The following is a 23,519-nucleotide window of genomic DNA, read 5'->3' on the forward strand; positions in this document are numbered from 1 at the left end:
CGTCACTAGAAAACAGGGGACAGACGATTCTGTCCCCTCAATATCTCATTCTGTCCCCAGGCTTCTGTCTGCTGTCCTCCATATCGGGCATACTATTGCGTTGAATAATTAGCCAACGCAAAGGCCCGATATGAACAAATTCCTTCTATCTCTCGCCATCGCCGGCCTAATGGCTGGCTGCTCCAAATCCGAGGCGCCGCAAGCGGGCGAAAAGTCCGCAGACGCCACCGGCAGCGCCGCCGTCCAGCCGGCCGCACTCGGCTCCGGTGTGGATCTGGAGGCCATGAATACCTCGGTGCGCCCGCAGGACGACTTCTTCGCCTACGTAAACGGCGGCTGGATCGACAGCACCGAAATTCCCGCAGACAAATCCCGCTGGGGCTCCTTCGACCAACTGCGCGATACCAGCACCGAAAGGGTCAAGGCCCTGATCGCCGAAGCCGGCGAGAAAGCGGAAGATGCCGATGCGCAGAAAATCGGTGCCCTCTACAACAGCTTTATGGACGAGAAGCAGGTAGAGGCCCGGGGTCTTGCGGCCATCGAGGGCGAGCTGAAGAAAATCGACGGCATCAAATCCCGCGACGATCTCTCCGGCTACTTCGCCTACGCGGATTCCGTGGGCTACGACGCTCCCTTCGGTGTCTTTATCAACCAGGACGCCAAGGACGTGGAGTCCTATATCGCCTACTTCTGGCAGGCGGGTCTGGGTCTGCCGGACCGCGACTACTATTTCGACGACTCGGAAAAAGGCAAAAAGCTGCAGCAGGCCTACAAGAAGTACCTCACCGAGGTGCAGCAACTGGCCGGGCTGGAAGATCCTCAGGCGGGAACCGAAGAGATCTACCAGCTGGAAAAAAGCCTCGCCGAACGCCAGTGGACCCGCGTGGACAACCGCGATCCGGACAAAACCTACAACAAGAGAACCCCGGAAGAGCTGGCGCAGATGCTGCCGACCATCAACTGGGACCGGTACCTTCCGGAGGCCCAACTGAAGGAAGCGCAGGCAGTGATCGTCGGCCAGCCGGACTACCTGGAAGCGGCCAATAAAATTATCGCCGATACCAGCCTTCCCACCTGGCGCCGCTACCTGAAAATCAAACTGCTCACCACCATGGCGCCCTATATGCACGGGGAGCTGGCCCAGGTGCGCTTCGACTTCTACGGCACCGCGTTGCGCGGCGTGGAGGACATGGAACCGCGCTGGAAGCGCGCGGTGGAATTCGTGAACGGCTCCGCCGGCGAACTGGTGGGCAAACGCTACGTACAGAAGCACTTCCCGCCGGAAGCCAAGGCGCGCATGGTGGAACTGGTGAACAACCTCAAGGCCGCCTACCGCGAATCCATTCAATCGCTTTCCTGGATGGGCGAAGAGACCAAAAAGGAAGCGCTCACCAAGCTGGATAATTTCACCACCAAGATCGGCTACCCGGACGAGTGGCGCGACTACAGCGCGCTGAAAGTCAGCGCCGACGACCTGGTCGGCAACCTGCTCGCCGCACGCACCTTTTCCACCAACTACGAGCGCGCCAAGCTGGGCAAACCCCTGGATCGGGGCGAGTGGCATATGTTCCCGCAGACGGTGAACGCCTACTACAACCCGCCCATGAACGAAATCGTCTTCCCCGCGGCCATACTGCAGCCGCCCTTCTTCAATCTGGAAGCGGACGACGCGGTCAACTACGGTGCTATCGGCGGGGTGATCGGCCACGAGATCGGCCATGGCTTCGACGACAAGGGCAGCAAGTTCGATGGCAAAGGCTACCTGAACAACTGGTGGACCGACTCCGACCGCGAGAACTTCGAGCAGCTCACCGGCAAACTGGTGGCCCAGTACGACGCCTTCGAACCGCTCCCGGGGGAACACATCAACGGCAACCTGACCCTGGGGGAAAATATCGGCGACCTCTCCGGCCTGGGCATCGCCTACAAGGCCTACAGGATGTCCCTGAATGGCAAAGAGGCCCCGGTTATCGACGGCTTCACCGGCGGCCAGCGCCTGTTTTTGGGCTGGGCCCAGGTGTGGCGCAGCGCGATTCGCGACGAGGCGCTGAGCGCGCAACTGAAGACAGACCCCCACTCGCCCACCAAGTACCGGGTGCTCGGGGTGTTGCCGAATATCTCCGCCTTTTACACCGCCTTCGACGTGAAGGAAGGCGACGGCATGTACCTGCCGGAGGAAGAGCGCGTAGTTATCTGGTAACTACCGCCTGCAAAGGAAAGCCCCGCACTGCGGGGCTTTTTTGCGCCGACCACACCTGCCACGCGGCGGTGAGACACCCTCTCTTCCTGCAACTAATCGTTTTTCCGGTGAAGCTGGCACTTTGCTTCGCGCGCCCTACTCTTCAATAAATATCTGCTCGATAGGCAGGCCAAATACCCGCGCAATCCTGAATGTCAATGGCAGGCTCGGGTCGTATTTGCCCTTTTCAATAGCATTGACCGTCTGGCGTGACACCTCCAGCAGATCCGCCAGCTGCGCCTGGGTCCAGGCCCGCTCCGCCCGCAACGCTTTCAAATGATTTTTCACCGGAGTCTCCGCCAACCTGCAACCGTGGTGACCAGGAATGTTATCCCCATGAGCAGGATCAAGTGTGGAATCTCCAGCTTCATAGCGGCGAACGGCAAACTGCCGTAAAACTGGAAAGCAATGCCGGCAACCACCGCAACTCCGAGGGTCACGGCCGCCGCATCGAGAAAGACCTTTCGCTCCATTTCATCCTGGGCCTTGAGGTAACGAACCGTCGCCAGGATCATGCCCCAGCCCGTCGCCAGGTTCATCACAATGGCCAACCCGTTAAGTACCGTGTTGTCCGGCCACAGGAAAAGGCTGCCAAATGTCATCAGGGCAGTGGCCAGCAACCAGGCGCCGGTCCACAGCGCCAAGTGGCGGGTGCTTCGCGCTATAGTGGCACGACGCGATTCCGGTGCCTTTTGTCTGGTATCCATCAAGTGCTCCTCTTGTCGCAATAATCAGGGCCCAAAGGGTTGTGTAAAGCATGCTTTACCAAGCGTAAGCCTCTCAACCACATATGTCAAACTTGCTTTACATTTCGTCCGATCGCCGCCCAGCCTACTGCGGAGGATTCGCTCCCGCGCGAATTTGCGTAACATAGGGGGAAATCTCTACAAGGGACTTGTCCATGGCCCACAAGAACCAGTTCCAGCTCCTGGGCAGCCGCCGCTTTCTGCCGTTCTTCCTGACCCAGTTTCTCGGCGCCTTCAACGACAATGTGTTCAAAAGCGCGCTGATGGTGATGATCGCCTTCCGTCTCGCCGCGGATCAGGCCAATGCACTGAACAACCTGGCCGCGGGGCTGTTTATCCTGCCCTTCTTCCTGTTTTCCGCCACCGCGGGCCAGTTGGCGGACAAATACGACAAGAGTCTGCTGATCCGGCGCATCAAGCTGGCGGAAATCGGCATCAGCATGGTGGGCGTTGTGGCGCTGATCAGCGGTAGCAACTCCCTGTGCCTGGTGGTGCTCTTCCTGCTCGGTGTGCAGTCCGCCTTTTTCGGCCCGATCAAGTACGCAATTCTGCCCCAGCACCTGCGCAAAACAGAACTGGTGGGCGGCAACGCCCTGGTGGAAATGGCCACCTTCGTGGCCATTCTCGGCGGCACCATCGTGGGCACTATTCTCTCCGGCGCCAGTGATGCCGACGGCAACAGTCAATGGATCGGCGGGCTCATTATTGGTATTGCATTGACGGGCTACCTGGTCTGCCGCGCAATTCCCGGCGCCGCGGCGCCGGTGCCTGAACTGAAAATCGACCTGAATCCGATCAGCCAGACAACGCGCATGCTGCGGGAGGTGGTCAAGACACCGTCGATCTTCTACGCCATCGTCGGCATCTCCTGGTTCTGGCTGCTGGGCGCCGCCTACCTGACCCAGATACCGAGTTTCGGCAAGAACGTGCTGGGCGGGGATGAACCGCTGGTAGCCTTGCTGCTGTGCAGTTTTACCATCGGTGTGGCCATCGGCTCGCTGCTGTGCGAGCGGCTGTCCGGCGGCCGCATCGAACTGGGCCTGGTGCCACTGGGGGCCGCCGGCCTGACCTACGGCGGCATTGCCCTGTCGGTGATCGGCGGCAACCTGGCGCCGCTGACCGAGGTCTCCCTGGCCGCCTTCTGGGCCAGCCCGGGGGCCAAGGCATTCCTCCTGCACCTGGCGCTGATCGGCATATTCGGCGGCCTCTATATCGTGCCCCTCTACGCGATGATCCAGGAGCGCACCCAAAAGGCCCTGCGCGCGCGGGTGATCGCCGTCACCAACATCATGAACTCAATGTTTATGGTGATTTCCGCCCTACTCGGCATCGTATTCCTGAGTCTGCTCGACTTCAGCATCCCGCAGTTCTTTATGGTGATCGCACTGATGAACGCCGCGGTGGCCGTCTTCGTCTTCAACCGGGTACCGGAATTCGCCATGCGTCTGCTGGTGTGGCTGCTGTCTCATACCATGTACCGGGTAAATCACGAAGGGCTGGAGCGGGTACCCGCCGAGGGCCCGGCCATCATCGCCTGCAACCACGTCAGCTATGTGGACGCCCTGCTGCTGGCCGGCGCCGTGCGCCGCCCCATCCGCTTTATCATGTACAAGCCGATCTATGAAATTCCGGTGCTGCACTTTATCTTCCGCACCGGCCGCGCGATACCCATCTGCTCGAAGCAGAAGGACCCGGAAGGCTATGAACGGGCCTTCGAGGAAATAGAACAGGGCTTAAAGGACGGCGACCTGCTGTGCATCTTCCCCGAGGGCCAGTTGACCAAAGACGGGGAGCTGCAGCCGTTCAAGGCGGGGATCGAGAAAATCCTCAGCCGCACCCCGGTGCCGGTGGTACCTATGGCCCTGCGCGGCCTCTGGGGCAGCTTCTTCAGCCACCGCGGCGGAACCGCTTTTACCACCTGGCCGCGCAGATTCTGGTCGCGGGTCAGCGTGGTGGCCGGCGAACCGCTGGATGCGGCGGCGGCCAAGGCCGAGCGCTTGCAGGAGCAGGTGTTGGGATTGCGGGGGGAGCAGCGCTAGGGACCGAAGACGCCGTGAATACCTCCCTGTAGGCTTGCCCGCGAGGTTTCCCCTTCGACTAGACCGGCATGCGTACAATGGGTTTGACGACCCGTCCGCTCTCGCCAGCCTCGATGGCCTCGTTAATGTTTTCCAGGTCAAAAAATTCCACCAGCCGCTCGATGGGAAACAGTCCCCGGCGGTAGTAATCGATCAGCTCGGGGATAAAGATGTCGGGGTCGGAATCACCCTCTACGATCCCGCGCACCATCCGCCCGCCACTGAGGATATGCACAGCGTCCAACTCGAGCACATCACCCGGGGCGGAGGCACCCACCAGGCCGCAGATGCCGCGTGGCGCCAGCAGATCGACGGCGGTCTGCATCACCGGCAACCGGGCAGTGGTATCGATGGCATAATCCACGCCGGCAGCACAGATCTCGCTGATCTTCGCCGCCGTATCCTGATTGCCGGCATCCACCACCTGGGTCGCCCCGAGGGAGCGGGCCAGCTCCAGCCGCTCAGGGTTGACGTCCACGGCAATGATCGGGTGCGCGCCGGCGATTTTTGCGGCCATCACCGCCGACAGCCCCACCGCACCGACGCCGAAAACGGCGATCGAACGCCCCCGCTCAACCGCCAGCGACTTCAGCACCGCCCCGGCGCCGGTCTGAAAGCCGCAACCCAGCGGCCCCATCAGCTCCAGTGGCACGTCGTCCGGTACTTTCACCGCGTTGCGGGCATGGCAAATCGCACGGGTGGCGAATGATGACTGGCCAAACACGTTGGCATGAATGACCTCTCCCTCCCGACTGAGGGCCGTGGAGCCATCCTCGCGGGTGGCGAAAAAGTTGCGCGGAAAAAATTCGTGGCAATATGCGGGGGCATGCTCGTGACACGAGGGACAAGTGCCGCAACTGTTGAAACTCATCACCACCGCGTCACCGGCACGGACGTTGTCAACCCCGGCACCGACTTTTTCCACGATACCCGCACCCTCATGGCCCAACACCACCGGCTGCGGTGTCGGCACGCCCTGGTCGCGCATCACCATATCGGTATGACACACACCGGTCGCCACCACCTTGACCAATACTTCGCCGGGACGCGGGTCTTCAACTTCCACGGTCTCAACGACCATGGAGCGACGACCGCTCCTCAAAACCGCTGCCATAGCCTGCACCATAACCTTTCTCCTCATTCACTGTGATTCAGGGACCGGGCCTGGTGAACACTTCGCCCGCATTGTCCGCCGCAGTCACCGGCTGTTGAAGAGTCGCGCTCATCAACAGCCGGCCACGCTTAAAACATCCGTTTGACGGAGAATTCCCAAGTCCTGGGTAGTGCGGGAGCCGCGTAAGTCTTACCACCCCCAAGAACATTCGAGTCAGTGATCATACTGTAATACAGCTCGTCGGTAAGATTGCGGCCCTTGAGCGCAAGCTGCCAGTCTTCTCCGGATGACAACCAGGTAATGCCGGCATTAACCAGGGTGTAGTCCTCGATGATACCCGCCGCGGAGTTGTCAGGTGCGGTATGTGTATCGTCCTGATAACTGACGTCTATACGCGGCGAAATCGTTCCATGGCGGCTCTGCCAGTCGTACTGGATAGCGGCGCTCCAGGTCGTCTCCGGTGTGAAAGGTGTCACTTTACTTGTGTCCAGGCCCGTGGATGGATTCACTTTGGTAAACTGGAAATCGATATAACTGTAGGATGCCTCGAGCAACAGCTCGGGAACGGGCCGGAAGTCGAATTCCAGCTCAAAGCCCTCGACGTCCGCATCCCCCGCATTTTGGTTGGCCAGACAGGGAAGGCCCAACGCCGGTCCAAACAATTCTGTACAATCGTTGAGCGTCAGCTGAATACCATTGTATTCGCTGGAGAACACCGCCGAGTTCACACGCATCCGGTTATCGAACAACTGCGTCTTAAAACCGAACTCGACACCATCCAGCTCTTCGGGCTCGAAAGTCACCGCCTGCGCATTGAAAAACGGACGAGGGTTCACGCCACCACCCTTGTAGCCTGTCGCGTACTGCCCGTAGATCATAAAGTTTTCCATGAGGCGGTAACTGAGTGCGAAACGGTAATCCACACGCTCGTCTTCAAACGTACTGGATACACCATCCAGGCTTGAAATCAGGCAGTTCGGGGGATTGCCGGGAGTGCCCGGAGGGCCAATACAGGGCTCAATATCGCTGCCGTCGGGATTATACCGCCGGAACGTATAGGTTTTCTCATCCTCGCTATAGCGCACACCCAGCGACAAGTCGAGCCGATCATTCAGGTAGAAAATGCCATTGGCGAACAGCGCCCGGTTGCTCACTTCAACCGGATCCGGGCCGTGACCGAAATCGAGGCCGGCATAACCCAGGGTAACGCGCGCAGCCTCAGAGGTGTCTGATTCGAACCAAAATGTGCCTACGGTGTAGTCCAATATATTGCCCACTTCGCCATTCAAGCGAAACTCCTGGCTTGTCTGTTCATGGCGCAGCTCCTGATAGAGCATTTCCACTGGCATGGGGCTCCCGTCCGCATCATTGCCGAAAGCGGCATCGTACTCGCGATAGCCTGTGATCGACTGCAATTGCAGGTTATCAGTTAACTGCCAATCCACTTTCAACGACGTGCCAACGGACTCCACGACCTGTTCCGCGGGTATTGACAGGCCCGTATTGGGATCGACATAGTTTGAATAGTTGACGTAGGGATCGTCCGGGATAAACATTTCGGCCGCGGTATTGCCATCAGCCAGACTGGTTCCGGGAATCGCCACATTGGGCCAGATAACGCCGTTCGCCACTACCGGCGCAATGGTATCGCCAATCTGCGTGATTACATTGGGCGCAGCTTCCGAGGAATCGTCGAGCCAATCGACAGAAAAATTGACTTCCAGATCATCTGTCGCCAGCCAACGCAGTGCCACCCTCGCCGCCGTGTAGTCAATGCCGCCTTCGGTGCCGACTTCACAGTCCCCGCCAAGCGTCTGGGACTCAAAATTAGAGCCGGGATTCAAACAACCGAAATCCAAACGCTTGACATGGCCGTCGCGAGAGCGCGATACGCCGGCAACCCGAGCGTATAGCTCGTTCGGAATCACAGTAAAATTACTGGCACCCCGCACGTTGACGGCATCGAAAGACCCCGCGCCCGTTTCGATATAGCCGTTGTTTTCTTCATTGGGCTTGCGCGTATACAACTTTATCGAACCCCCGATGGAGTTCTTGCCCGCCAGAGTACCCTGCGGTCCGCGCAACACCTCCACTCGCTCCAGATCCAACAGATCCAGAATCGACCCGGTCAGTGTAGAATAGTATACGTCGTCCACATACAGACCCACACCCGGCTCCAACGCCGGGTTGAAATCCGTCTGGCCAACGCCGCGGATAAAGCCAATCAACGCAGGGCCGGCGAAGGCACCGCCCCTGGTCAAGCTCACGTTGGGCGCCTGCGCAGCCACGTCCTCCACTGTCTCGTGACCACGCGCCTCAAGAGTATCGCCAGAGACGGCGGTAATGGCCAGTGGCGTATCCTGAAGGTCCTGCTCGACGAACTGAGCGGTAACCACTACTTCCTCGAGCTTTTTATCCAGCGCGTCAGTTGATGAGTGGGCACCGTTGCCAACCCCCACACCGACTATGAATGCGCTTAGAGCGCACCTGGAAAAACGTTTTCTGTGTAGCATATACAGTTCTCCTCTCTCGATCGTTATCGTTATGTTTAATAATTTATCGGCAGGCGGGAACTGCATCGCCTGTTAGTACAAATTGAGCCGCATCAACTTACTTTTCTCTATAAAACCACCGCGCTCACGCAAAAGCGGCGCCCAAAAGCGTCGCTCCGCCCCTTCTCTTTACGCCGGCTGGCTAGCTAGAGATTCACGTTGCCCACCCAACCGAATCAAGACGATCAAGGCGGCCGCCGCGATCAAGGACCCCAATCCCATTAAAAACGAGACGGAGGGCAGACCGTGACCAAACTCAAACAAAAATCCAGCGACAATTGGCCCCAAAGCCGCGCCGCCCCGCCCCACACCAATGACAAAGCCGGTACCTCCGGCACGAACCTCCGTGGGGAAGTATTGGGCAAACAAGGCATACATACCGACAATCGCCGAGTTTGTGCAAATGCCCGCAAGCGCCGCCAATAACGACAACTGTCCCAGGTTGCTGTCGGTGAAACCAAACACGACGACCATAACGCTGGCGAGCATCAGGGCCAGCACCACCAGTTTTCGAACGTCGAACACCTGTGTCAGCAGGCTCAGAATCAACGCGCCGCTGGCGCCACCCACATTCGCCCACACCAATACCGAGCCGGCCAGGGAAGGATCAAAGCCCATATCGGCGACGATTTTCGGGATCCACTTGATGATGTAGTAGAAGGTCATGATATGGGTGAAGTACGCCAGGGTGAGCAACAGCGTGATGCTGCGTAGATCCGGCTCAAACAATTTCGCCAGTCCGACTTTTTGCTTGACCGAATCCACAACCGGTGGCAAGGCGTCTACCGGTGCTTTGTTCATTCTGCGCAAGGTGCGATTGATACGTTCCAGGGCATTTGCCGGGCGCTTCATGGCCAAATACGATACCGATTCCGGCAGGAAGATCATGGTCAGCGGAATAAACAGCGCCGTGACCGCGGCGCCGAAGAAAAACACCGCGCGCCAGTCAAACTGGGCGAGTAGCATTGAGGCTACCGAGCCGCCGATAATGGCGCCCATCGGATAGCCCGCCGCCATAAGCGCCACGGACAGGCTGCGCCGCCTGGCGTTGGAAAATTCAGCGGTCATGGCGTTGATGGCCGCCAACATACCACCAATGCCCAAACCGGTGATAAAGCGAATCAGCGACAGTATCACCACGCCACCGGCAAAGGCCGCCGCCAGCATCCCGGCGGACATCACAATCAGACATCCCAGAATGGTGGGACGGCGGCCGAAGCGGTCCGCCATGCCGCCCAAGGTCACAGAGCCGACCGCCATGCCGATCAGCTCCATTGACAAAACGATACCCAGGGCGCCGCGATCGATGCCCCATTCCTCGGTGATGCCAGGCGATGCAAAACTGATTGCCAATACGTCGAAACCATCCAGGCCATTCAAAAAAACACAAATGGCCACGGCAATTAGCTGGAGTCTGCTCATTGCTGAGCTGGCGACGACATCTCGCGGATCTGCACTCATAGAATAGCCTATTACAGTTATTGTTCTAAAATCGGCCAGTGCTTGCCAACCGGTCAGTTAACCGCTCAACATCCGTAGTCATGCGCCCGGCGAGCGGTTTCGGCTGGCCGGAACTTAAATATCGGTTTTATTTCTCGTTTTTCGCCATGATTTTGCGTGTCGCGATATAAAAAGACGCTTTCCCGCTGGGCATAGCCGTGTTCCCGGAACAGGTTTTCCACCTCCGCGGCCAAGGCTGAGAGTACGTTACGAATTGGCGTTCCGGGCACGCCCAGCCTTTCCACCCCCGATTAATGCCCTCACCCGGGACCAGATCCCCGGAAGGGACCATTTCTCTCAATCGTTGCATAGGACTTGATGTCGTTTTCATCGGCCTATCCCGTCGCGAAATGACGCTTGCAGGCAATATAAACACAACTTTATGACGAGGTCTATGGGATCCAATAATATTCTTTTGTATACACTATCTCAACACATTGCCCAACCTCCCCCCTCATCACCACGCAGTATCCTCGCCTCACCGTCAACTGTCCGGGCCCCTCAATCGTGGGTCGCCGGCACACCCCCGACACCGTAATTTTTATATTTATTCTTTAATATCAATAGGTTATAAGATATCTTGACGTCACATCCGACTACCGAATTCATCTCAGGAGGACGCGGCAGACAGCCTGTCGACCCGAAACCCTCCGATTCCTTTTGTATCCCATATTTTATTTTTGGATACATTTGTGTATAGTTCACCCACATGGTTCGCTCATGGACACCGAACCTTACTGACACCCAACGTTGGCTTTAGGGGGGGGCGGTTATGTCTTTGCAAAAACCCTATCTGGAGATACCCGGCACAACTGTTTTCGATGCGTCCTGTGCCCGCAAGGGGTATCACCTGAATCAATTCTGCATGTCTCTGATGACAGTAGAGAACCGCCGGGCATTCAAGTCCGACGAGCGCGCGTACCTCGATCGATGGCCCATGAGCGAAGCGCAAAGGCAGGCCGTGCTCGACCGGGATTACAGCCGGCTTATCCAACTGGGCGGGAACATCTATTTTCTGGTGAAGATCAGCTCGACCGATGGCATCAGCGTGCAGGCGGCGGTATCCACCATGACCGAGTATTCACCACAAGAGTATGCCGATATGATGAATCGTGGCGGGCGGTCAGTGGAAGGCAATCGCTATATTGGGGAGAAAAAATAATGGCTCGCATAACCGCGGGGATAGGCACCTCGCACGTACCGCTCCTCGGCCGAATCATTGATATTGGCGAGTCGGAAACCGAACAGTGGAATCCCGTGTTCAGCGGCTATGATTTTACCCGCCAATGGATAGCCGATGAAAAGCCCGATGTGGTGATACTGGTATACAACGATCACGCAACGGCTTTCGACATGAAGCTGATCCCCACTTTTGCCATCGGTTGCGGAGAAAAGTACCGGCCGGCGGACGAGGGCTTTGGCGCGCGCCCCGTGCCAGAGGTGCAGGGTTCTCCGGACCTGGCCTGGCATATCGCCCACTCGGTGATCGAGCAGGATTTTGACTTGACCATCGTCAACGAGATGGACGTGGACCATGGTCTCACCGTGCCTCTGTCCCTGATGTTTGGCCAGCCCGAGGCCTGGCCCTGCCTGGTGATCCCCCTGGCGGTAAATGTGCTGTTGTATCCGGCACCCAATGGCCGGCGCTGTTTTAACCTGGGTCGGGCCATCGCCAGAGCGGTCAGTTCTTATGACGAAGACCTGAATGTGCAAATATGGGGCACAGGAGGCATGAGCCATCAACTCCTGGGAGAACGGGCGGGCCTGATCAATCAGGCGTGGGACACGGCGTTTATGGACCAGATAGTCGATCGACCCGAGGCACTCGCCGAAATACCTCAAACAGAATATATCCGTGAAACGGGCACGGAGGGCAGTGAAATGGTCATGTGGCTAGTCATGCGCGGCGCGCTGGAAAACAAGGTGACGGAGTTGCACCGACACTACCATGTCCCGGTTTCCAACACCGCCATCGGCCATATGGTGTTGAAAAACGATGGCTGACATAGCTGTATCAAATACAGCGCCCCAACCGGGCGCCAAGACAGCGTTAGTGTTATTGCCGGGTCTGCTGTGTGATCATCGGGTGTGGGAAGGTATCGCCTCCCGCCTGCAGCCGCTCGCCGATATCGCCATCATTTCCCTGGCGGGTTGCGACAGTATCGGGGCGATGGCCGAGCGAGTCCTGCACCGGGCACCGTCCTCATTTGCACTGTGCGGCCACTCCATGGGTGGACGCGTGGCACTGGAAGTTATTCGCCGGTCACCGCAAAGAGTCGACCGCCTGGCGTTGTTCGATACCGGTGTGCACCCGCGCCGCGAAGCGGAAGTGGCAGCCCGGCAGCGTTTATTGAAGCTGGCGAAAACCGAGGGCATGACGGCGGTCGCCCGCGAATGGTTACCGCCGATGATGAGTGACGAGGGACTGGCCGACCGGACGTTGATGGCACGGTTGACCGACATGGTCGAGGCCTATTCCGAGGCCGATTTCGTCGGCCAGATTCAAGCGCTACTGAACCGGCCGGATGCGGAACCGGTCTTGTCGGGTATTCAGGTCCCCACCCTGTTGTCCGCGGGCGAAGAGGATCGCTGGAGCCCGGTGCGGCAGCACGAAACCATGCGCGAGAAGATAGCGCAAAGCCGCCTTGTGGTGATTCCCGGCGCCGGACACATGGCACCCGCCGAAGCGCCGGAAGCCATGGCCGGGGCGATGCGCGATTGGCTGTCGGGATGGGAGGCGTGATGGACGGTCAGGAGAAATTGCTGATCGAGTGGGAGTGTCAGCAACTATTGAACCGGGTAACAAATTTGATCGACGATGCCCGTTGGCAGGAATTGGCGGGGTGCTATACCGAAGATGCCGTACTTTTTCGTCCGAGCGATCCGGACGTGGGTATTGAAGGGCGTGACGCCATTATCGACTCCTTTCAGCAGCGGGCGCCGCGTTTGACGCGACATTTTTTCACCAACAGCGTTTTTGAAGTATTGAGCCCGGTATCCGTTCGGGCGACCAGCCGGGTATTGCTGTTGAGCGGACCTGCCGGGGAAACGCTGCCCGCCCCGGCGGCGCCCACCCTCCTGGCGGGCTCTTTTGTCGATACGCTGTCGCGGATCGAGGGACGGTGGTTGATTGCCCGGCGGAAAGGGAGTGTGGAGCTGAAATACAGCTACGACGCCTGATCCCTGCAGGAAAAACCAAAGGCCGATTACCGCCATGAAAAATTCAACAGAGTATTCAAAAGGTTGAGAATGAGCGAAAAAACCAAAGCAGCAATAACCGGTAGGCACGGCGCGATCGGCCAGATAATGGTCAGCAACCCGCCGGTCAACGCCATTAATTACGACATGCGGGTTGGCCTGGCCTCGGCGTTGGAACAAATGCTGGAGGACGACAGTATCGAAGTGATTCTAATCGGTTCGGTCGGAACCCACTTCATGGCCGGTGTCGACATCAGCGAATTTTCCGGCGAGATGCGCGGCGCGACCCTGCAGGAGATACAGGCCCGGATTGAAAATGCGCCCAAGCCGGTGGTGGTGACGATGCAGGGCATGGCCCTCGGTGGCGGCCTTGAACTGGCCCTGGCCTGCCATTACCGTCTGGCCGACGAGAAGGCGAGCCTGGGCCTGCCGGAGATCACCCTGGGACTGATCCCGGGCGCCGGCGGCACTCAGCGCCTGCCGCGTCTGATCGGGGCGTTGCCGGCATTTGAGATGATGCTCTCGGGCAGGCCGATGAACGGCCGCGAGGCCCTGGCCGGCGGTCTGGTCGATGAAGTGATCACCGGCGACCTGCACGCGGGAGCACTGGCATTTTGCGAAACCCTGATAGGCAAAAACGATGTCCTCAGACCAACCCGTGAACGCTCCGTATCCGCCGAGAGTTTTACCCGGGAAGCCATTGCCGGGGCGCTAAAGACCAATGCGCGGGCCCTGAAAGGGCGCACCACGCAAAACCTGCTCTTGAAGGCGCTTGAGGCGGCGGTGGAACAGCCCTTTGCAGACGCCATGCGCGTGGAAGCGCGCCTGGCCGAAGAGAGCCTCGCCGCCAGGGAGAGCCAGGCGTTGCGCCACCTGTTCTTTGCCGAGCGCAATGCGGGAAAGCTGAAGAATAAAGCCGCCACCCTGATGAACGATAAGGTACCGGGCCGCGCCGCGGTTATCGGCGCCGGCACCATGGGCAGCGGTATCGCTACCGCGCTGGCCAATGCGGGACTTTCCGTGGTGTTGATCGACAATACCGAGGAAGGGCTGCAACGAGGCTTGTCCCTGGTGCGAGGCAATTACGCATCACACATGAAACGCGGGCGGATCACCCAGGAACAGGTGGACGCACGACTGGCCCGGATTTCCGGCAGTGTGGACATGCGGGATGCCGCAGGCGTGGACTTCGTGGTCGAGGCAGTGTTCGAAAATTTCGGGTTGAAGCAAAATATTCTAAAGGAGCTGGACGCCCTATTGCCCGCCAACCGTCTGATCGCCACCAATACCTCGACGTTGTCGGTATCGGATATTGCCGCGGCGACGACTCACCCGGAGCGAATCGCCGGATTGCATTTTTTCAGCCCCGCGCATGTGATGAAACTGGTGGAAGTGGTACGCGGTGCGCAAACCTCCGATCAAGCGCTGGCCTCTGCCCTGCAGGCGGCCAAATTGCTGAAGAAGATTCCCGTGATCACCGGCGATCGATTCGGGTTTGTCGGCAATAAAATGATGCTCGACGGCTATTTCCGCGAAGCCGAACTACTCATGCTGGAAGGCGCTTCGCCGGCTCAGGTCGATGGCGCACTCGAAGCCTTTGGCTTTGCCATGGGACCACAGCGGGTCAACGACCTGGGCGGAACGGATGTGGGCACCAAAGCGCGGAGGGAACTCTACAAACGGGAGACCCGGGAAGATCCGTATTTCGTCATAGCCGATAAGCTCACGGAGCTGGATCGGCTGGGACAAAAGACCCACGCGGGTTTTTATCGCTATGAAGAGGGAAGTCACGAGGCCCTCGCGGACCCCGAGGTCGCAGAAATTATCAAAAAACTGGCGGCCGAGCGGAAGATTCCCCAACGCGATGACATCACTGACGAGGAAATCCGCGAGCGCTGTCTGCTGGCCCTGATCAACGTGGGCGCGCAAGTGCTGGAACAGACGGTGGCGGCGAGCGCCGCGGATATCGACGTGGTCTGGACCAGCGGTTACGGTTTTCCCCGTTACCACGGCGGCCCCATGTTCTACGCCGATTCCCTGGGTTTGAAGCACGTAGCTGAACGGGTTCGCCATTATCACGGAAAACTCGGCCACTATTGGAGACCGTCGGCGCTACTGGAACAGTTGGCCGACTCCGACAGCTCGTTTCAGCAATGGGATAGAAGCCAGTGAGTTTAAAAGGTAAAGCCTATATCGTCGGTGCCTACGAACACCCGACACGCAAAGCGGTGGATCGCACGGTGGCCCAACTGCACGCCGATGTCGCACTGGGGGCAATCGCGGATGCGGGCCTGAGCCTGGAGGATGTGGACGGCTACTTTTGCGCCGGCGATATCCCCGGCTGGTCGGCGCCGGGAACCGGGCCCTTTTCCCTCGTCGAATATCTCGGCCTGAAACTCCGCTATCTGGATAGCACGGAAAGCTGGGGGTCGGCTTATATCAACCATGTTGCCCACGCAGTCGAGGCAATCGAGGCGGGCAGGTGCCGGGTGGCCCTGATCACCCTGGCGGGTCGACCCCGGGCCGAGGCGGCGCGTCCGGATGCCATGCACGGCGAGATCATGGACACGGTGGAGTTTCCCTTCGAGGCGCCCTACAAGCCGGTGGTGACCAACATGTACGGCATGGTTGCCAAGCGGCATATGTATGAACATGGAACCACCTCGGAACAGCTTGCCTGGATCAAAGTCGCAGCGTCCCATCACGCGCAACACAACCCCCACGCCGTGTTACCGAATGTGGTGACCGTGGAGGATGTGCTGAATTCTCCGCTGATTGTCGATCCGCTGCACCGGCTCGACTGCTGTGTCGTCTCCGATGGCGGTGGCGCCTTGATCGTAGCGCACCCGGATGTGGCGCGCAGCCTGAATCGCCCCTTGATCACGCCGACCGGTGCGGGCTACGCCATCAAGCATCTCAACGGCGGCTACTTCGATATTCTGGCCTCCGGCGGAGTCCGCTCCGGCGCAGAAGCCTTTGCCCAGGCGGGCGTCAAACCGGCCGATATCCAATACGCCTCCCTGTACGACAGCTTCACCATCACCGTGTTGGTGCAATTGGAAAATCTCGGTTTCTGCAAGGCGGGGGAAGGCGGAAAGTTCGTCGCCGACGGGGGGTTGATCTCCGGTGTCGGCAAGTTGCCGGTGAATACCGATGGCGGCGGCCTGTGCAACAACCACCCTGCCAATCGGGGCGGTATGACCAAGGTGATAGAAGCGGTGCGGCAACTGCGCGGCGAAGCCCATCCGGCGGTACAGGTGCCCAATTGCCAGCTGGCCCTGGCGCACGGAACCGGCGGTCAGCTCGGCGGCCGCCACGGTAGCGCGACCCTGATCCTGGAACGGGAGTAGAGCGATGCAGACCAACGATGGAACCGCTGGATTGAACTTTGAACAGGAGCGTTTCTGGCAGGCGGCTGCCGAGGGGGTGCTCCTCATTCCGCGTTGCGTGGATACGGGAAAATACTTTTTTTATCCACGGGAAAAAAGCCCGTTTACCGGTGGCGATACAGAGTGGGGAGAGGCCTCCGGCTTTGGCGAAATCTATTCCTGCAGCCTGTCCTACCGGGCGAAGACGCCCTATTGCATCGCCTATGTCCGGTTGGATGAAGGGCCAATCATGCTGACCAATATTCTCAGTGATGATTTGGATTCTGTGGCCATTGGGCAGCGGGTGCGGGTGGTTTTCGAAAAGGACGAGCGGGGCAGACCTGCGCCATTCTTTACGCCAGTGGCGGAGGTGGATTGATTCACCAATCGCCGTTCGCCTTATCCATACCGGCGAACCCTCGGGAGTGATGCGAATGACCGGTTCCAGCAGTGTGAGTACTTCGGGTACTGCGGCCTATCGGCCTGTACCATTTTTTTCTTCCGATGTTGTACTGGAACGCGTCGACGACCAAGTGCAGATTATGCGCTCGACTGAGGCGCTCGGGCGGTACAACCAGTGTCTGGGAGAATGGCTGGATCAATGGGCGGAAGACGCGCCGGATCGGCGCTTTATCGTCGAGCAGACTGCACACGGGGAAGTCAGTATTACCTACCGGCAGGCGCGGGAACGGGTCTTGTCACTGGCGGAAGAATTGCTGCCGCTGAATTTGGGGTCCGAACGCCCGATCGTCCTCCTCTCGGAAAACAGTATCGACTGTGCGCTGGTCATGTTGGGGGCCTTGTACGTGGGAATCCCCGTAGCACCCATTGCGCCCGCCTATGCCCTGCAAGCCAAAGACCATGAAAAATTGAAGGATGTCTTCCGGCTGTTAACACCCGGCCTGGTGGTGGTGGAAGACGGCGGACACTATCGACAGGCGATCGGGCAGTCGCTTTCCGAAACAGGCCATCCGGAGGCGGCGGTTGTGGCGTTTAGAAACCCCGTGGCCGGCATGCGCGACATTGCGACACTGTGCGGTGACGGGTCGCGGCTCGACCGTGTTTATACCGCGGCCGAACAGGTTTCCCATGCCACCATCGCCAAGTTCTTGTTTACGTCCGGCTCCAGCGGCGCGCCCAAGGCGGTAATTAACACCCACGGCATGTTGTGCGCCGCCGCCCAGCAGCAACAACAGATATCACCCTCCATTGCCGCGGATCCGCCGGTGATGATCGACTGGCTGCCGTGGAATCATACGGCTGGCGGAAACAGTAATTTCAATATCACTCTGTATAACGGCGGCACGCTGTATATCGATCCGGGTAAACCCACAGTAGAGCAGATCGGCAAATCGGTGGAACTGTTAAAGCGGGTCTCGCCCACTCTGTATTTCAATGTGCCCATGGGCTACGACGCGCTCTTGCCCTATCTTGAGAAGGATCAACAGTTACGCCACAGCTTTTTTCGCCATTTGAAATTTCTCTGGTACGCGGCGGCGTCCATGCAGGCGTCCACCTGGGCCGCACTGGACCGGCTGGCGATGGAAACCGTGGGCGAGCGTATTCTCATGGTGACCGGATTGGGAATGACCGAGACCAGTCCGGTCGCCCTGTTCGGCAACAAACGCGCTAACGGCCCCGGTGTGGTGGGCGTACCCGCCCCCGGAGTCACCATGAAGATGGTGCATTTTGGTGACGGCCATTGGGAAGCGCGCTACCGGGGACCCAATGTCACGCCGGGATACTGGCGCGCCCCCAAGGCGACCGCCGAATCCTTTGATGAAGAGGGTTATTTCAAATCGGGCGATTTGGTCAGCTTTGTCAATCCCACCGAACCCGCCGATGGCCTGCGATTTGAAGGCCGCCAGAGTGAAGACTTTAAATTGACCTCCGGTACCCGGGTCGCTGCGGGCACCTTGCGACTGAAAGTACTGGCCGCCATGCCGAAAATCGCCAGGGACCTGGTCATCATGGGGGACGGGCAGGCCGATGTCCGGGCATTGATTCTCCCCAACTGGGAGGCCTGTGCCGCCGCCGCTGGTTTGCCCATAACCACCCCTCCCCGCGAACTGGCGCGCAGCGCGCCCGTCAAGGCGCTGTTCAATAAAATCATTACCGAGCTGGCCGCGTCCGACACCGGCAGCTCCAAACGCGTGGTGGCCGGGATGCTGGTGGATGTTCCACTGTCCGAGTCCGCCGGCGAAATCACCCCAAAAGGCAGCATCAACCGCCGCGTTCTGCAGCGCAACCGCCCGGAACTGGTCGCCACGCTCTACGAACACCTCGAGGATGACAGGGTCATCTGCGCCGGAGGCACCCAGTTGGCCTAGTGGGTCATGCGATTTTTTAATTTACGATGCACACCAATACCTTACCTGTCTTTTCCGCGCCCACTTGCGGTTTCACGGTTAAACAAAATATTGCGCTGGTCGACGCGTGAAAACAGGCTGTGCCGCTGGGCGTTGCCGTGCTCCCTGAACACTGACTCGGCCCGGGCCGCATCGCCATCGCGAATCGCCTCCACCAGATCGTGGTGTTGGCCGTGGGCGCGGAACAGCATCTCAAACGCCTTGTCCAGCCCCACCTGGTCGAACACCATCACCGAGGGACCGATAAACGGCAATTTGTTGAGCCTTTCCACAAAGGCAATCAGCGATTGCGATCCGCAGTTATCCACCACAAGTTTGTGGAAGCGGGCATTCATCTCGCCATAGCGCTGCTCGTCCTCTTGGGTAACATAACGCTTTTTGAAAATCTCGTCGCCTTGCCTCAGACACAATTCCATTTCCCGCAAAAGGTCTTCGCCGACACCTTTCTCCGCCAGGTATTTGGCCGCCACCCCCTCGAGTATGGCGCGCAATTCCAGTGCTTCGAGCGCCTCTTCCAAAATAAACTTCTTAACGGAATAACCCCGCTTTCCCACCGGCTCTATATAGCCATCCGCGGCCAACATCGGCAACGCACTGCGTATGGGCGTTCTGGAAACCCCCAGTTTTTTCGCAAGACCAACTTCGGTAATGCGCTCGCCGGGGACAAGCTCACCGGACAATATCATTTCGCGTATCTGGTTAAGGAGTGGAGGGTTGCTCATGGAGGTATACTTCAGTTTACTAAGCGTGGTTTACAGTGTATTCAGGAAACGTTCCGATCAGTGTTTATTGCAACGGCTTTTACTGCGACATTGCTATCTGCGGACAAGCGGGAGTCCACTGCCGGGGAGCCGGCGCAAAACGCCGGACGCCCCTGTCAACGTTCCCGAGCGGCACTACAGACTGGTAAGGTTGTCAGATCCGACCAACACCAAGCTTTTTTTCACCCGCCGCCACCGACTGCAAAATCAACGTATTGATGGTCATCGGCCCAACCCCGCCCGGCACCGGCGTGACAGCCGCTGCCCGCTCCATCAAGGGCGACAATTCGATATCACCCACTCCACCTGGATGATAACCCGCGTCCACCACCACGGCGCCGTCTTTGATCCATTCGGCTCTAATAAATTCCGGTTTGCCGACCGCACCGACCACCACATCGGCTTGCCTGATCATATCGGGTAAATTGCGCGTACGCGAATGGCAGATGGTCACCGTGGCATTGGCGTTTAGCAACATCATCGCCATGGGCTTGCCCAGAATCGGGCTGCGCCCCACCACCACGGCGTTTTTTCCGCTGGGATCCATATCGTAGGCTTCTAACAGCCGCATAATACCTTGCGGGGTTGCGGAGCCATAGGCGGGCTCTCCCATGGACATTCTACCAAAACCGAGACAGGTGACGCCATCGACATCTTTTCCCACATCAATGGCATCGAAACAGGCGCGCTCGTCAATCTGCGACGGGACCGGGTGCTGCAACAGAATGCCATGGCAGTTGGAGTTGGCATTGAGCTCATGAATTTTGTCCAGCAACTCTTCGGTGGTCGTTTGCTCAGGCAGTGTTACGGCAATGGAGTCCATACCCACACGCTTGCAGGCGTTTTGCTTCATTGCCACGTAAGTCGCGGATGCAGGATCACCTCCCACCAGAATGGTGGCCAGAATGGGCGTTTGCCCGCCGCTTTTCTCTTTCAATCCGGCAACCCGCCGGGATAATGCCCGCTCCGTTTCTTTTGCCAGCGCCTTGCCGTCCAAAATTACAGCTGTCATCAACCACTCCAAAAAAGATTAATCCTTAAAAACAACGGTCTTCGCTCCGTTCAAAAAGACCCTGTCCTGCAGCAGATGAGTCACCGCCCGGGCCAGTACCCGACGCTCTATATCCCTGCCCTTGCGCACCAGATCCGCCGGTAAGTCAGTGTGTGTAATATATTCCATATCCTGCTCAATAATCGGCCCCTCATCGAGATCGGCGGTCACCAGGTGCGCGGTGGCACCGATCAGCTTGACGCCGCGCTCATAGGCTTGGTGATAGGGCTTGGCGCCCTTGAATCCCGGCAACGAACTGTGATGGATATTGACGCAACGCCCCCGAAGATAGGCGGACAGGTCGTCGGACAGGATTTGCATGTAGCGGGCCAGAATCACAAGTTCGGCACCCGTCTGATCGACAACCTGTTTGATCTGCGACTCCTGGTGTGGCTTGGTGTCCGGCGTTACCGGCAAGTGATGATAGGGTATATCCCCGATCATGGACACCTTCAGCGCCTCTTTCGGGTGGTTGGAAATAATAGCCGCTACATCCATGGGCAGCTCACCGATACGCGCCCGGTACAGCAGATCTCCAAGACAGTGATCCTGCTTGGACACCATAATAACAACCTTTTTCCTCTGGTCCTGCGGGCGCAGCTTCCAGTCGAAGCCGAATTGCTCGGCAGGTGCGCGGAGCACCTCCTCCACAGCGCCGGATTCATACTGCTCATTGTCCAGCGCAAAGACCAATCGCATAAAAAACCGTTCGCTGGCCGGATCGTCAAACTGTTGCAATTCGAGGATATTAGCACCGACGTTAAAGAGATTGGTGGTGACCTCGGACACGATGCCCGGCCGGTCGTTACAAGTGATGGTCAGAATTAACGCTCTGTTCATTTTGCCATTGCTCTTTCTTCTTTGGTTACACTTTTGGTTACACTGTTTTTAATGGCGCCGGGATACCAAGGCGTTCTGCCCCTGAGCACTTCTGACCGCTCGATAATTTCAGCCACGGCCTCCTCCTGACGGTAGGCCATGACATGCACCCCGGCCACGCCTTCAATCTCCCGGATCTGCTGGATCATTTCGATACAGATATTCCGGCCTTCGCGCCTGGCATCTTCCGCCCCGGAAAGCCGCTTGATCACAGTGTCGGGAATATGCACTCCGGGAACGTGATTGCGCATCCACTCCGCCGCCCTGGCCGATGCCAAAGGTCCCACGCCTACCAGGATAAAGGCTTGTTCATGCAGTCCGTGATCGCACACCACGTCCATAAAGTTTTTCAGACGGGCGATATCAAAACAGTACTGGGTTTGAATAAATTGTGCACCGGCGGCAATTTTCTTACCCAGCTGAATCGGACGATAATCGAAAGGCGGCGCAAAGGGGTTGGCCGCGGCGCCGAGAAACAAATGCGGCGGCGCGGCAATTTTTCGGCCGCTTTGAAAGTGGCCCCGGTCGCGCATGGTTTTGACGATTGACAACAGGGAAGTGGAATCCAGGTCGAACACAGGTTTCGCCCCCGGGTGATCCCCCACCTGCACGCCATCACCGGTCAGACACAACACATTGGCCACCCCCATCGCCGCACCGCCGAGCACATCGCCCTGGATGGCGATACGATTCCGGTCGCGGCAGGAGACCTGCATGATGGTCGAATAACCCACCCGGGTCAGCAGCGAGCACACCGCCACGCTGGACATATGACAGTTGGCACCCGAGCCGTCGGTGGCATTGACGGCATCCACATAACCGTCGAACACCCGCGCCCGGGCGAATACATCCTCGGGATCGGCGGAATCCGGCGGCGCCAGCTCCGCGGTCACGGCAAAGGCCCCGGATTTTAGCAGTGCCTCGAAATGCCCGGGCGAACTGAAACCCGGCTCCAGCGGCTCGAAATAGGCCGGCACATCGCGTTCATCACTGACCATCGCGGCCCCCACTGATCTTACGGCGCACCGCGCGCAGCCAGGAGGAGGTGTTTTCCAGGCGATGATCCAGCGGATCCTGAATTTGCAGAATCCGGACACCGGCATCGATCTGCCGGCTACCGGTATAGGCATCCAGCCAGACGCAGGGCATCTCCGGCCTCACTTCGCAATTGCCATTTTGCCTCACGCCGCCGCAGGGACCGTTGCGCATCTTCTTGGGGCAATTCATAGGACAGGTCATCCCGGTGGAGCCCAGTGTGCAGGAACCACACATTTGCGTATCGAACAGGAAGCCCTTGACGACCTTTTCGACAGCACAGACGGCGGCGTCGATTCTCTGCACCCCCAGCTTTTCGAACAGTGGGTGCAGGCTGACCAGAAGGGCCTCGAAGCCGGCATAAAAGCGCTCCAGCAAGGCGGCATGACGAGTGCTCCAGCGACGTACTCTATACATAGGTGCCCTCTTCTTAATACACACAAATGTATCCATTCGATATATTGTCAGTGAACCAACCGACTCTAAATCCGAGAATTACAATTCCGGAACAGCCTGTCCCAGAACGCGAGCAAGGCAATTCTTACCACTCATCAATGTATACATTTATACATGTTTTCACAGGAAAAATCGCTAGTCCAGAGTTTTTTGTATACATAGATTGATTTTGC

20 protein-coding genes are annotated in these 23,519 nt (G+C 58.4%); 10 read left to right on the plus strand and 10 right to left on the minus strand.

Annotated features, from left to right (window positions below; genetic code table 11):
* Positions 1–130 precede the first annotated feature (130 nt).
* Entirely contained in the window at positions 131–2,200 is a 2,070-nt protein-coding gene (locus ACRC0P_RS06610) for a M13 family metallopeptidase (RefSeq protein WP_438629134.1), read from the plus strand.
* Between the two features lie 135 nt (positions 2,201–2,335).
* On the opposite strand, the gene ACRC0P_RS06615 is transcribed toward ACRC0P_RS06610, so the two are convergent.
* Both ACRC0P_RS06615 and ACRC0P_RS06620 read right to left on the minus strand, forming a co-directional pair.
* Positions 2,336–2,527 carry a helix-turn-helix transcriptional regulator gene (locus ACRC0P_RS06615; protein WP_438629136.1) on the minus strand — a complete coding sequence of 64 codons (192 nt, stop codon included), beginning with the start codon at positions 2,525–2,527 and terminating at the stop codon, positions 2,336–2,338.
* Entirely contained in the window at positions 2,524–2,946 is a 423-nt protein-coding gene (locus ACRC0P_RS06620) for a hypothetical protein (RefSeq protein ID WP_438629138.1), read from the minus strand. The genes ACRC0P_RS06615 and ACRC0P_RS06620 overlap by 4 nt, the downstream gene beginning before the upstream one ends.
* Positions 2,947–3,140: 194 nt before the next feature.
* Here ACRC0P_RS06620 and ACRC0P_RS06625 point away from each other — a divergent pair, with 194 nt between their 5' ends.
* Complete coding sequence (locus tag ACRC0P_RS06625; protein ID WP_438629140.1) at positions 3,141–5,024, plus strand: MFS transporter; 1,884 nt, start codon at positions 3,141–3,143, stop codon at positions 5,022–5,024.
* Between the two features lie 58 nt (positions 5,025–5,082).
* Here ACRC0P_RS06625 and ACRC0P_RS06630 read toward each other — a convergent pair whose 3' ends face one another.
* From ACRC0P_RS06630 to ACRC0P_RS06640, 3 genes are all read right to left on the minus strand, one after another.
* The gene (locus ACRC0P_RS06630; protein ID WP_438629142.1) at positions 5,083–6,144 is read right to left on the minus strand and encodes an NAD(P)-dependent alcohol dehydrogenase; all 1,062 of its coding nucleotides are present in this window, start codon (positions 6,142–6,144) and stop codon (positions 5,083–5,085) included.
* 161 nt (positions 6,145–6,305) lie between these two features.
* Entirely contained in the window at positions 6,306–8,690 is a 2,385-nt protein-coding gene (locus ACRC0P_RS06635; RefSeq protein WP_438629144.1) for a TonB-dependent receptor, read from the minus strand.
* A gap of 168 nt (positions 8,691–8,858) precedes the next feature.
* Entirely contained in the window at positions 8,859–10,190 is a 1,332-nt protein-coding gene (locus tag ACRC0P_RS06640) for an MFS transporter (RefSeq protein WP_438629146.1), read from the minus strand.
* Between the two features lie 811 nt (positions 10,191–11,001).
* On the opposite strand from ACRC0P_RS06640, the gene ligA reads away from it, so the two are divergent.
* The 8 genes from ligA (at position 11,002) to ACRC0P_RS06680 (ending at position 19,125) form a co-directional block, all read left to right on the plus strand.
* Positions 11,002–11,391: a protocatechuate 4,5-dioxygenase subunit alpha gene (ligA, locus tag ACRC0P_RS06645; RefSeq protein WP_438629148.1), complete on the plus strand. Its 390-nt coding sequence runs from the start codon at positions 11,002–11,004 to the stop codon at positions 11,389–11,391.
* Positions 11,391–12,233: a class III extradiol dioxygenase subunit beta gene (locus tag ACRC0P_RS06650; RefSeq protein ID WP_438629150.1), complete on the plus strand. Its 843-nt coding sequence runs from the start codon at positions 11,391–11,393 to the stop codon at positions 12,231–12,233. Before ligA ends, ACRC0P_RS06650 begins: the two co-directional genes overlap by 1 nt.
* A gap of 49 nt (positions 12,234–12,282) precedes the next feature.
* Positions 12,283–12,972, plus strand: a complete 690-nt coding sequence (locus tag ACRC0P_RS06655; protein ID WP_438629152.1) for an alpha/beta fold hydrolase — start codon at positions 12,283–12,285, stop codon at positions 12,970–12,972.
* On the plus strand, positions 12,972–13,409 hold the full coding sequence (locus tag ACRC0P_RS06660) for a nuclear transport factor 2 family protein (RefSeq protein WP_438629154.1): 438 nt from the start codon (positions 12,972–12,974) through the stop codon (positions 13,407–13,409). The genes ACRC0P_RS06655 and ACRC0P_RS06660 overlap by 1 nt, the downstream gene beginning before the upstream one ends.
* A gap of 69 nt (positions 13,410–13,478) precedes the next feature.
* Positions 13,479–15,599 carry a 3-hydroxyacyl-CoA dehydrogenase NAD-binding domain-containing protein gene (locus ACRC0P_RS06665; protein ID WP_438629156.1) on the plus strand — a complete coding sequence of 707 codons (2,121 nt, stop codon included), beginning with the start codon at positions 13,479–13,481 and terminating at the stop codon, positions 15,597–15,599.
* Entirely contained in the window at positions 15,596–16,777 is a 1,182-nt protein-coding gene (locus tag ACRC0P_RS06670) for a thiolase domain-containing protein (RefSeq protein ID WP_438629158.1), read from the plus strand. The genes ACRC0P_RS06665 and ACRC0P_RS06670 overlap by 4 nt, the downstream gene beginning before the upstream one ends.
* Positions 16,778–16,781: 4 nt before the next feature.
* Positions 16,782–17,174 carry a Zn-ribbon domain-containing OB-fold protein gene (locus ACRC0P_RS06675; RefSeq protein ID WP_438629160.1) on the plus strand — a complete coding sequence of 131 codons (393 nt, stop codon included), beginning with the start codon at positions 16,782–16,784 and terminating at the stop codon, positions 17,172–17,174.
* Between the two features lie 55 nt (positions 17,175–17,229).
* The gene (locus ACRC0P_RS06680; protein WP_438629162.1) at positions 17,230–19,125 is read left to right on the plus strand and encodes a feruloyl-CoA synthase; all 1,896 of its coding nucleotides are present in this window, start codon (positions 17,230–17,232) and stop codon (positions 19,123–19,125) included.
* A gap of 41 nt (positions 19,126–19,166) precedes the next feature.
* Here ACRC0P_RS06680 and ACRC0P_RS06685 read toward each other — a convergent pair whose 3' ends face one another.
* From ACRC0P_RS06685 to ACRC0P_RS06705, 5 genes are all read right to left on the minus strand, one after another.
* Positions 19,167–19,886, minus strand: coding sequence for a GntR family transcriptional regulator (locus tag ACRC0P_RS06685; RefSeq protein ID WP_438629164.1), 720 nt, complete (start codon positions 19,884–19,886; stop codon positions 19,167–19,169).
* A 193-nt stretch (positions 19,887–20,079) separates the two neighbouring features.
* Positions 20,080–20,937, minus strand: a complete 858-nt coding sequence (gene folD / locus ACRC0P_RS06690; protein WP_438629208.1) for a bifunctional methylenetetrahydrofolate dehydrogenase/methenyltetrahydrofolate cyclohydrolase FolD — start codon at positions 20,935–20,937, stop codon at positions 20,080–20,082.
* Between the two features lie 18 nt (positions 20,938–20,955).
* Complete coding sequence (gene purU, locus ACRC0P_RS06695; RefSeq protein WP_438629166.1) at positions 20,956–21,816, minus strand: formyltetrahydrofolate deformylase; 861 nt, start codon at positions 21,814–21,816, stop codon at positions 20,956–20,958.
* Positions 21,813–22,853: a methylenetetrahydrofolate reductase gene (locus tag ACRC0P_RS06700; protein WP_438629168.1), complete on the minus strand. Its 1,041-nt coding sequence runs from the start codon at positions 22,851–22,853 to the stop codon at positions 21,813–21,815. Before ACRC0P_RS06700 ends, purU begins: the two co-directional genes overlap by 4 nt.
* Positions 22,843–23,307, minus strand: a complete 465-nt coding sequence (locus tag ACRC0P_RS06705) for a methylenetetrahydrofolate reductase C-terminal domain-containing protein (protein WP_438629170.1) — start codon at positions 23,305–23,307, stop codon at positions 22,843–22,845. Before ACRC0P_RS06705 ends, ACRC0P_RS06700 begins: the two co-directional genes overlap by 11 nt.
* Positions 23,308–23,519 lie beyond the last annotated feature (212 nt).

The sequence above is a fragment of the Microbulbifer sp. genome (genome assembly GCF_051659245.1).
GTDB lineage: Bacteria > Pseudomonadota > Gammaproteobacteria > Pseudomonadales > Cellvibrionaceae > Microbulbifer.

What these genes read in the sequence shown, in the direction of transcription:
- ACRC0P_RS06610 (WP_438629134.1), top strand. Translation starts at nt 131, where the DNA reads ATGAACAAATTCCTTCTATCTCTCGCCATCGCCGGCCTAATGGCTGGC.
- ACRC0P_RS06620 (WP_438629138.1), bottom strand. Translation starts at nt 2,946, where the DNA reads ATGGATACCAGACAAAAGGCACCGGAATCGCGTCGTGCCACTATAGCG.
- ACRC0P_RS06625 (WP_438629140.1), top strand. Translation starts at nt 3,141, where the DNA reads ATGGCCCACAAGAACCAGTTCCAGCTCCTGGGCAGCCGCCGCTTTCTG.
- ACRC0P_RS06630 (WP_438629142.1), bottom strand. Translation starts at nt 6,144, where the DNA reads ATGGTCGTTGAGACCGTGGAAGTTGAAGACCCGCGTCCCGGCGAAGTA.
- ACRC0P_RS06635 (WP_438629144.1), bottom strand. Translation starts at nt 8,690, where the DNA reads ATGCTACACAGAAAACGTTTTTCCAGGTGCGCTCTAAGCGCATTCATA.
- ACRC0P_RS06640 (WP_438629146.1), bottom strand. Translation starts at nt 10,190, where the DNA reads ATGAGTGCAGATCCGCGAGATGTCGTCGCCAGCTCAGCAATGAGCAGA.
- ligA (WP_438629148.1), top strand. Translation starts at nt 11,002, where the DNA reads ATGTCTTTGCAAAAACCCTATCTGGAGATACCCGGCACAACTGTTTTC.
- ACRC0P_RS06650 (WP_438629150.1), top strand. Translation starts at nt 11,391, where the DNA reads ATGGCTCGCATAACCGCGGGGATAGGCACCTCGCACGTACCGCTCCTC.
- ACRC0P_RS06660 (WP_438629154.1), top strand. Translation starts at nt 12,972, where the DNA reads ATGGACGGTCAGGAGAAATTGCTGATCGAGTGGGAGTGTCAGCAACTA.
- ACRC0P_RS06665 (WP_438629156.1), top strand. Translation starts at nt 13,479, where the DNA reads ATGAGCGAAAAAACCAAAGCAGCAATAACCGGTAGGCACGGCGCGATC.
- ACRC0P_RS06675 (WP_438629160.1), top strand. Translation starts at nt 16,782, where the DNA reads ATGCAGACCAACGATGGAACCGCTGGATTGAACTTTGAACAGGAGCGT.
- ACRC0P_RS06680 (WP_438629162.1), top strand. Translation starts at nt 17,230, where the DNA reads ATGACCGGTTCCAGCAGTGTGAGTACTTCGGGTACTGCGGCCTATCGG.
- ACRC0P_RS06685 (WP_438629164.1), bottom strand. Translation starts at nt 19,886, where the DNA reads ATGAGCAACCCTCCACTCCTTAACCAGATACGCGAAATGATATTGTCC.
- folD (WP_438629208.1), bottom strand. Translation starts at nt 20,937, where the DNA reads ATGACAGCTGTAATTTTGGACGGCAAGGCGCTGGCAAAAGAAACGGAG.
- purU (WP_438629166.1), bottom strand. Translation starts at nt 21,816, where the DNA reads ATGAACAGAGCGTTAATTCTGACCATCACTTGTAACGACCGGCCGGGC.
- ACRC0P_RS06700 (WP_438629168.1), bottom strand. Translation starts at nt 22,853, where the DNA reads ATGGTCAGTGATGAACGCGATGTGCCGGCCTATTTCGAGCCGCTGGAG.
- ACRC0P_RS06705 (WP_438629170.1), bottom strand. Translation starts at nt 23,307, where the DNA reads ATGTATAGAGTACGTCGCTGGAGCACTCGTCATGCCGCCTTGCTGGAG.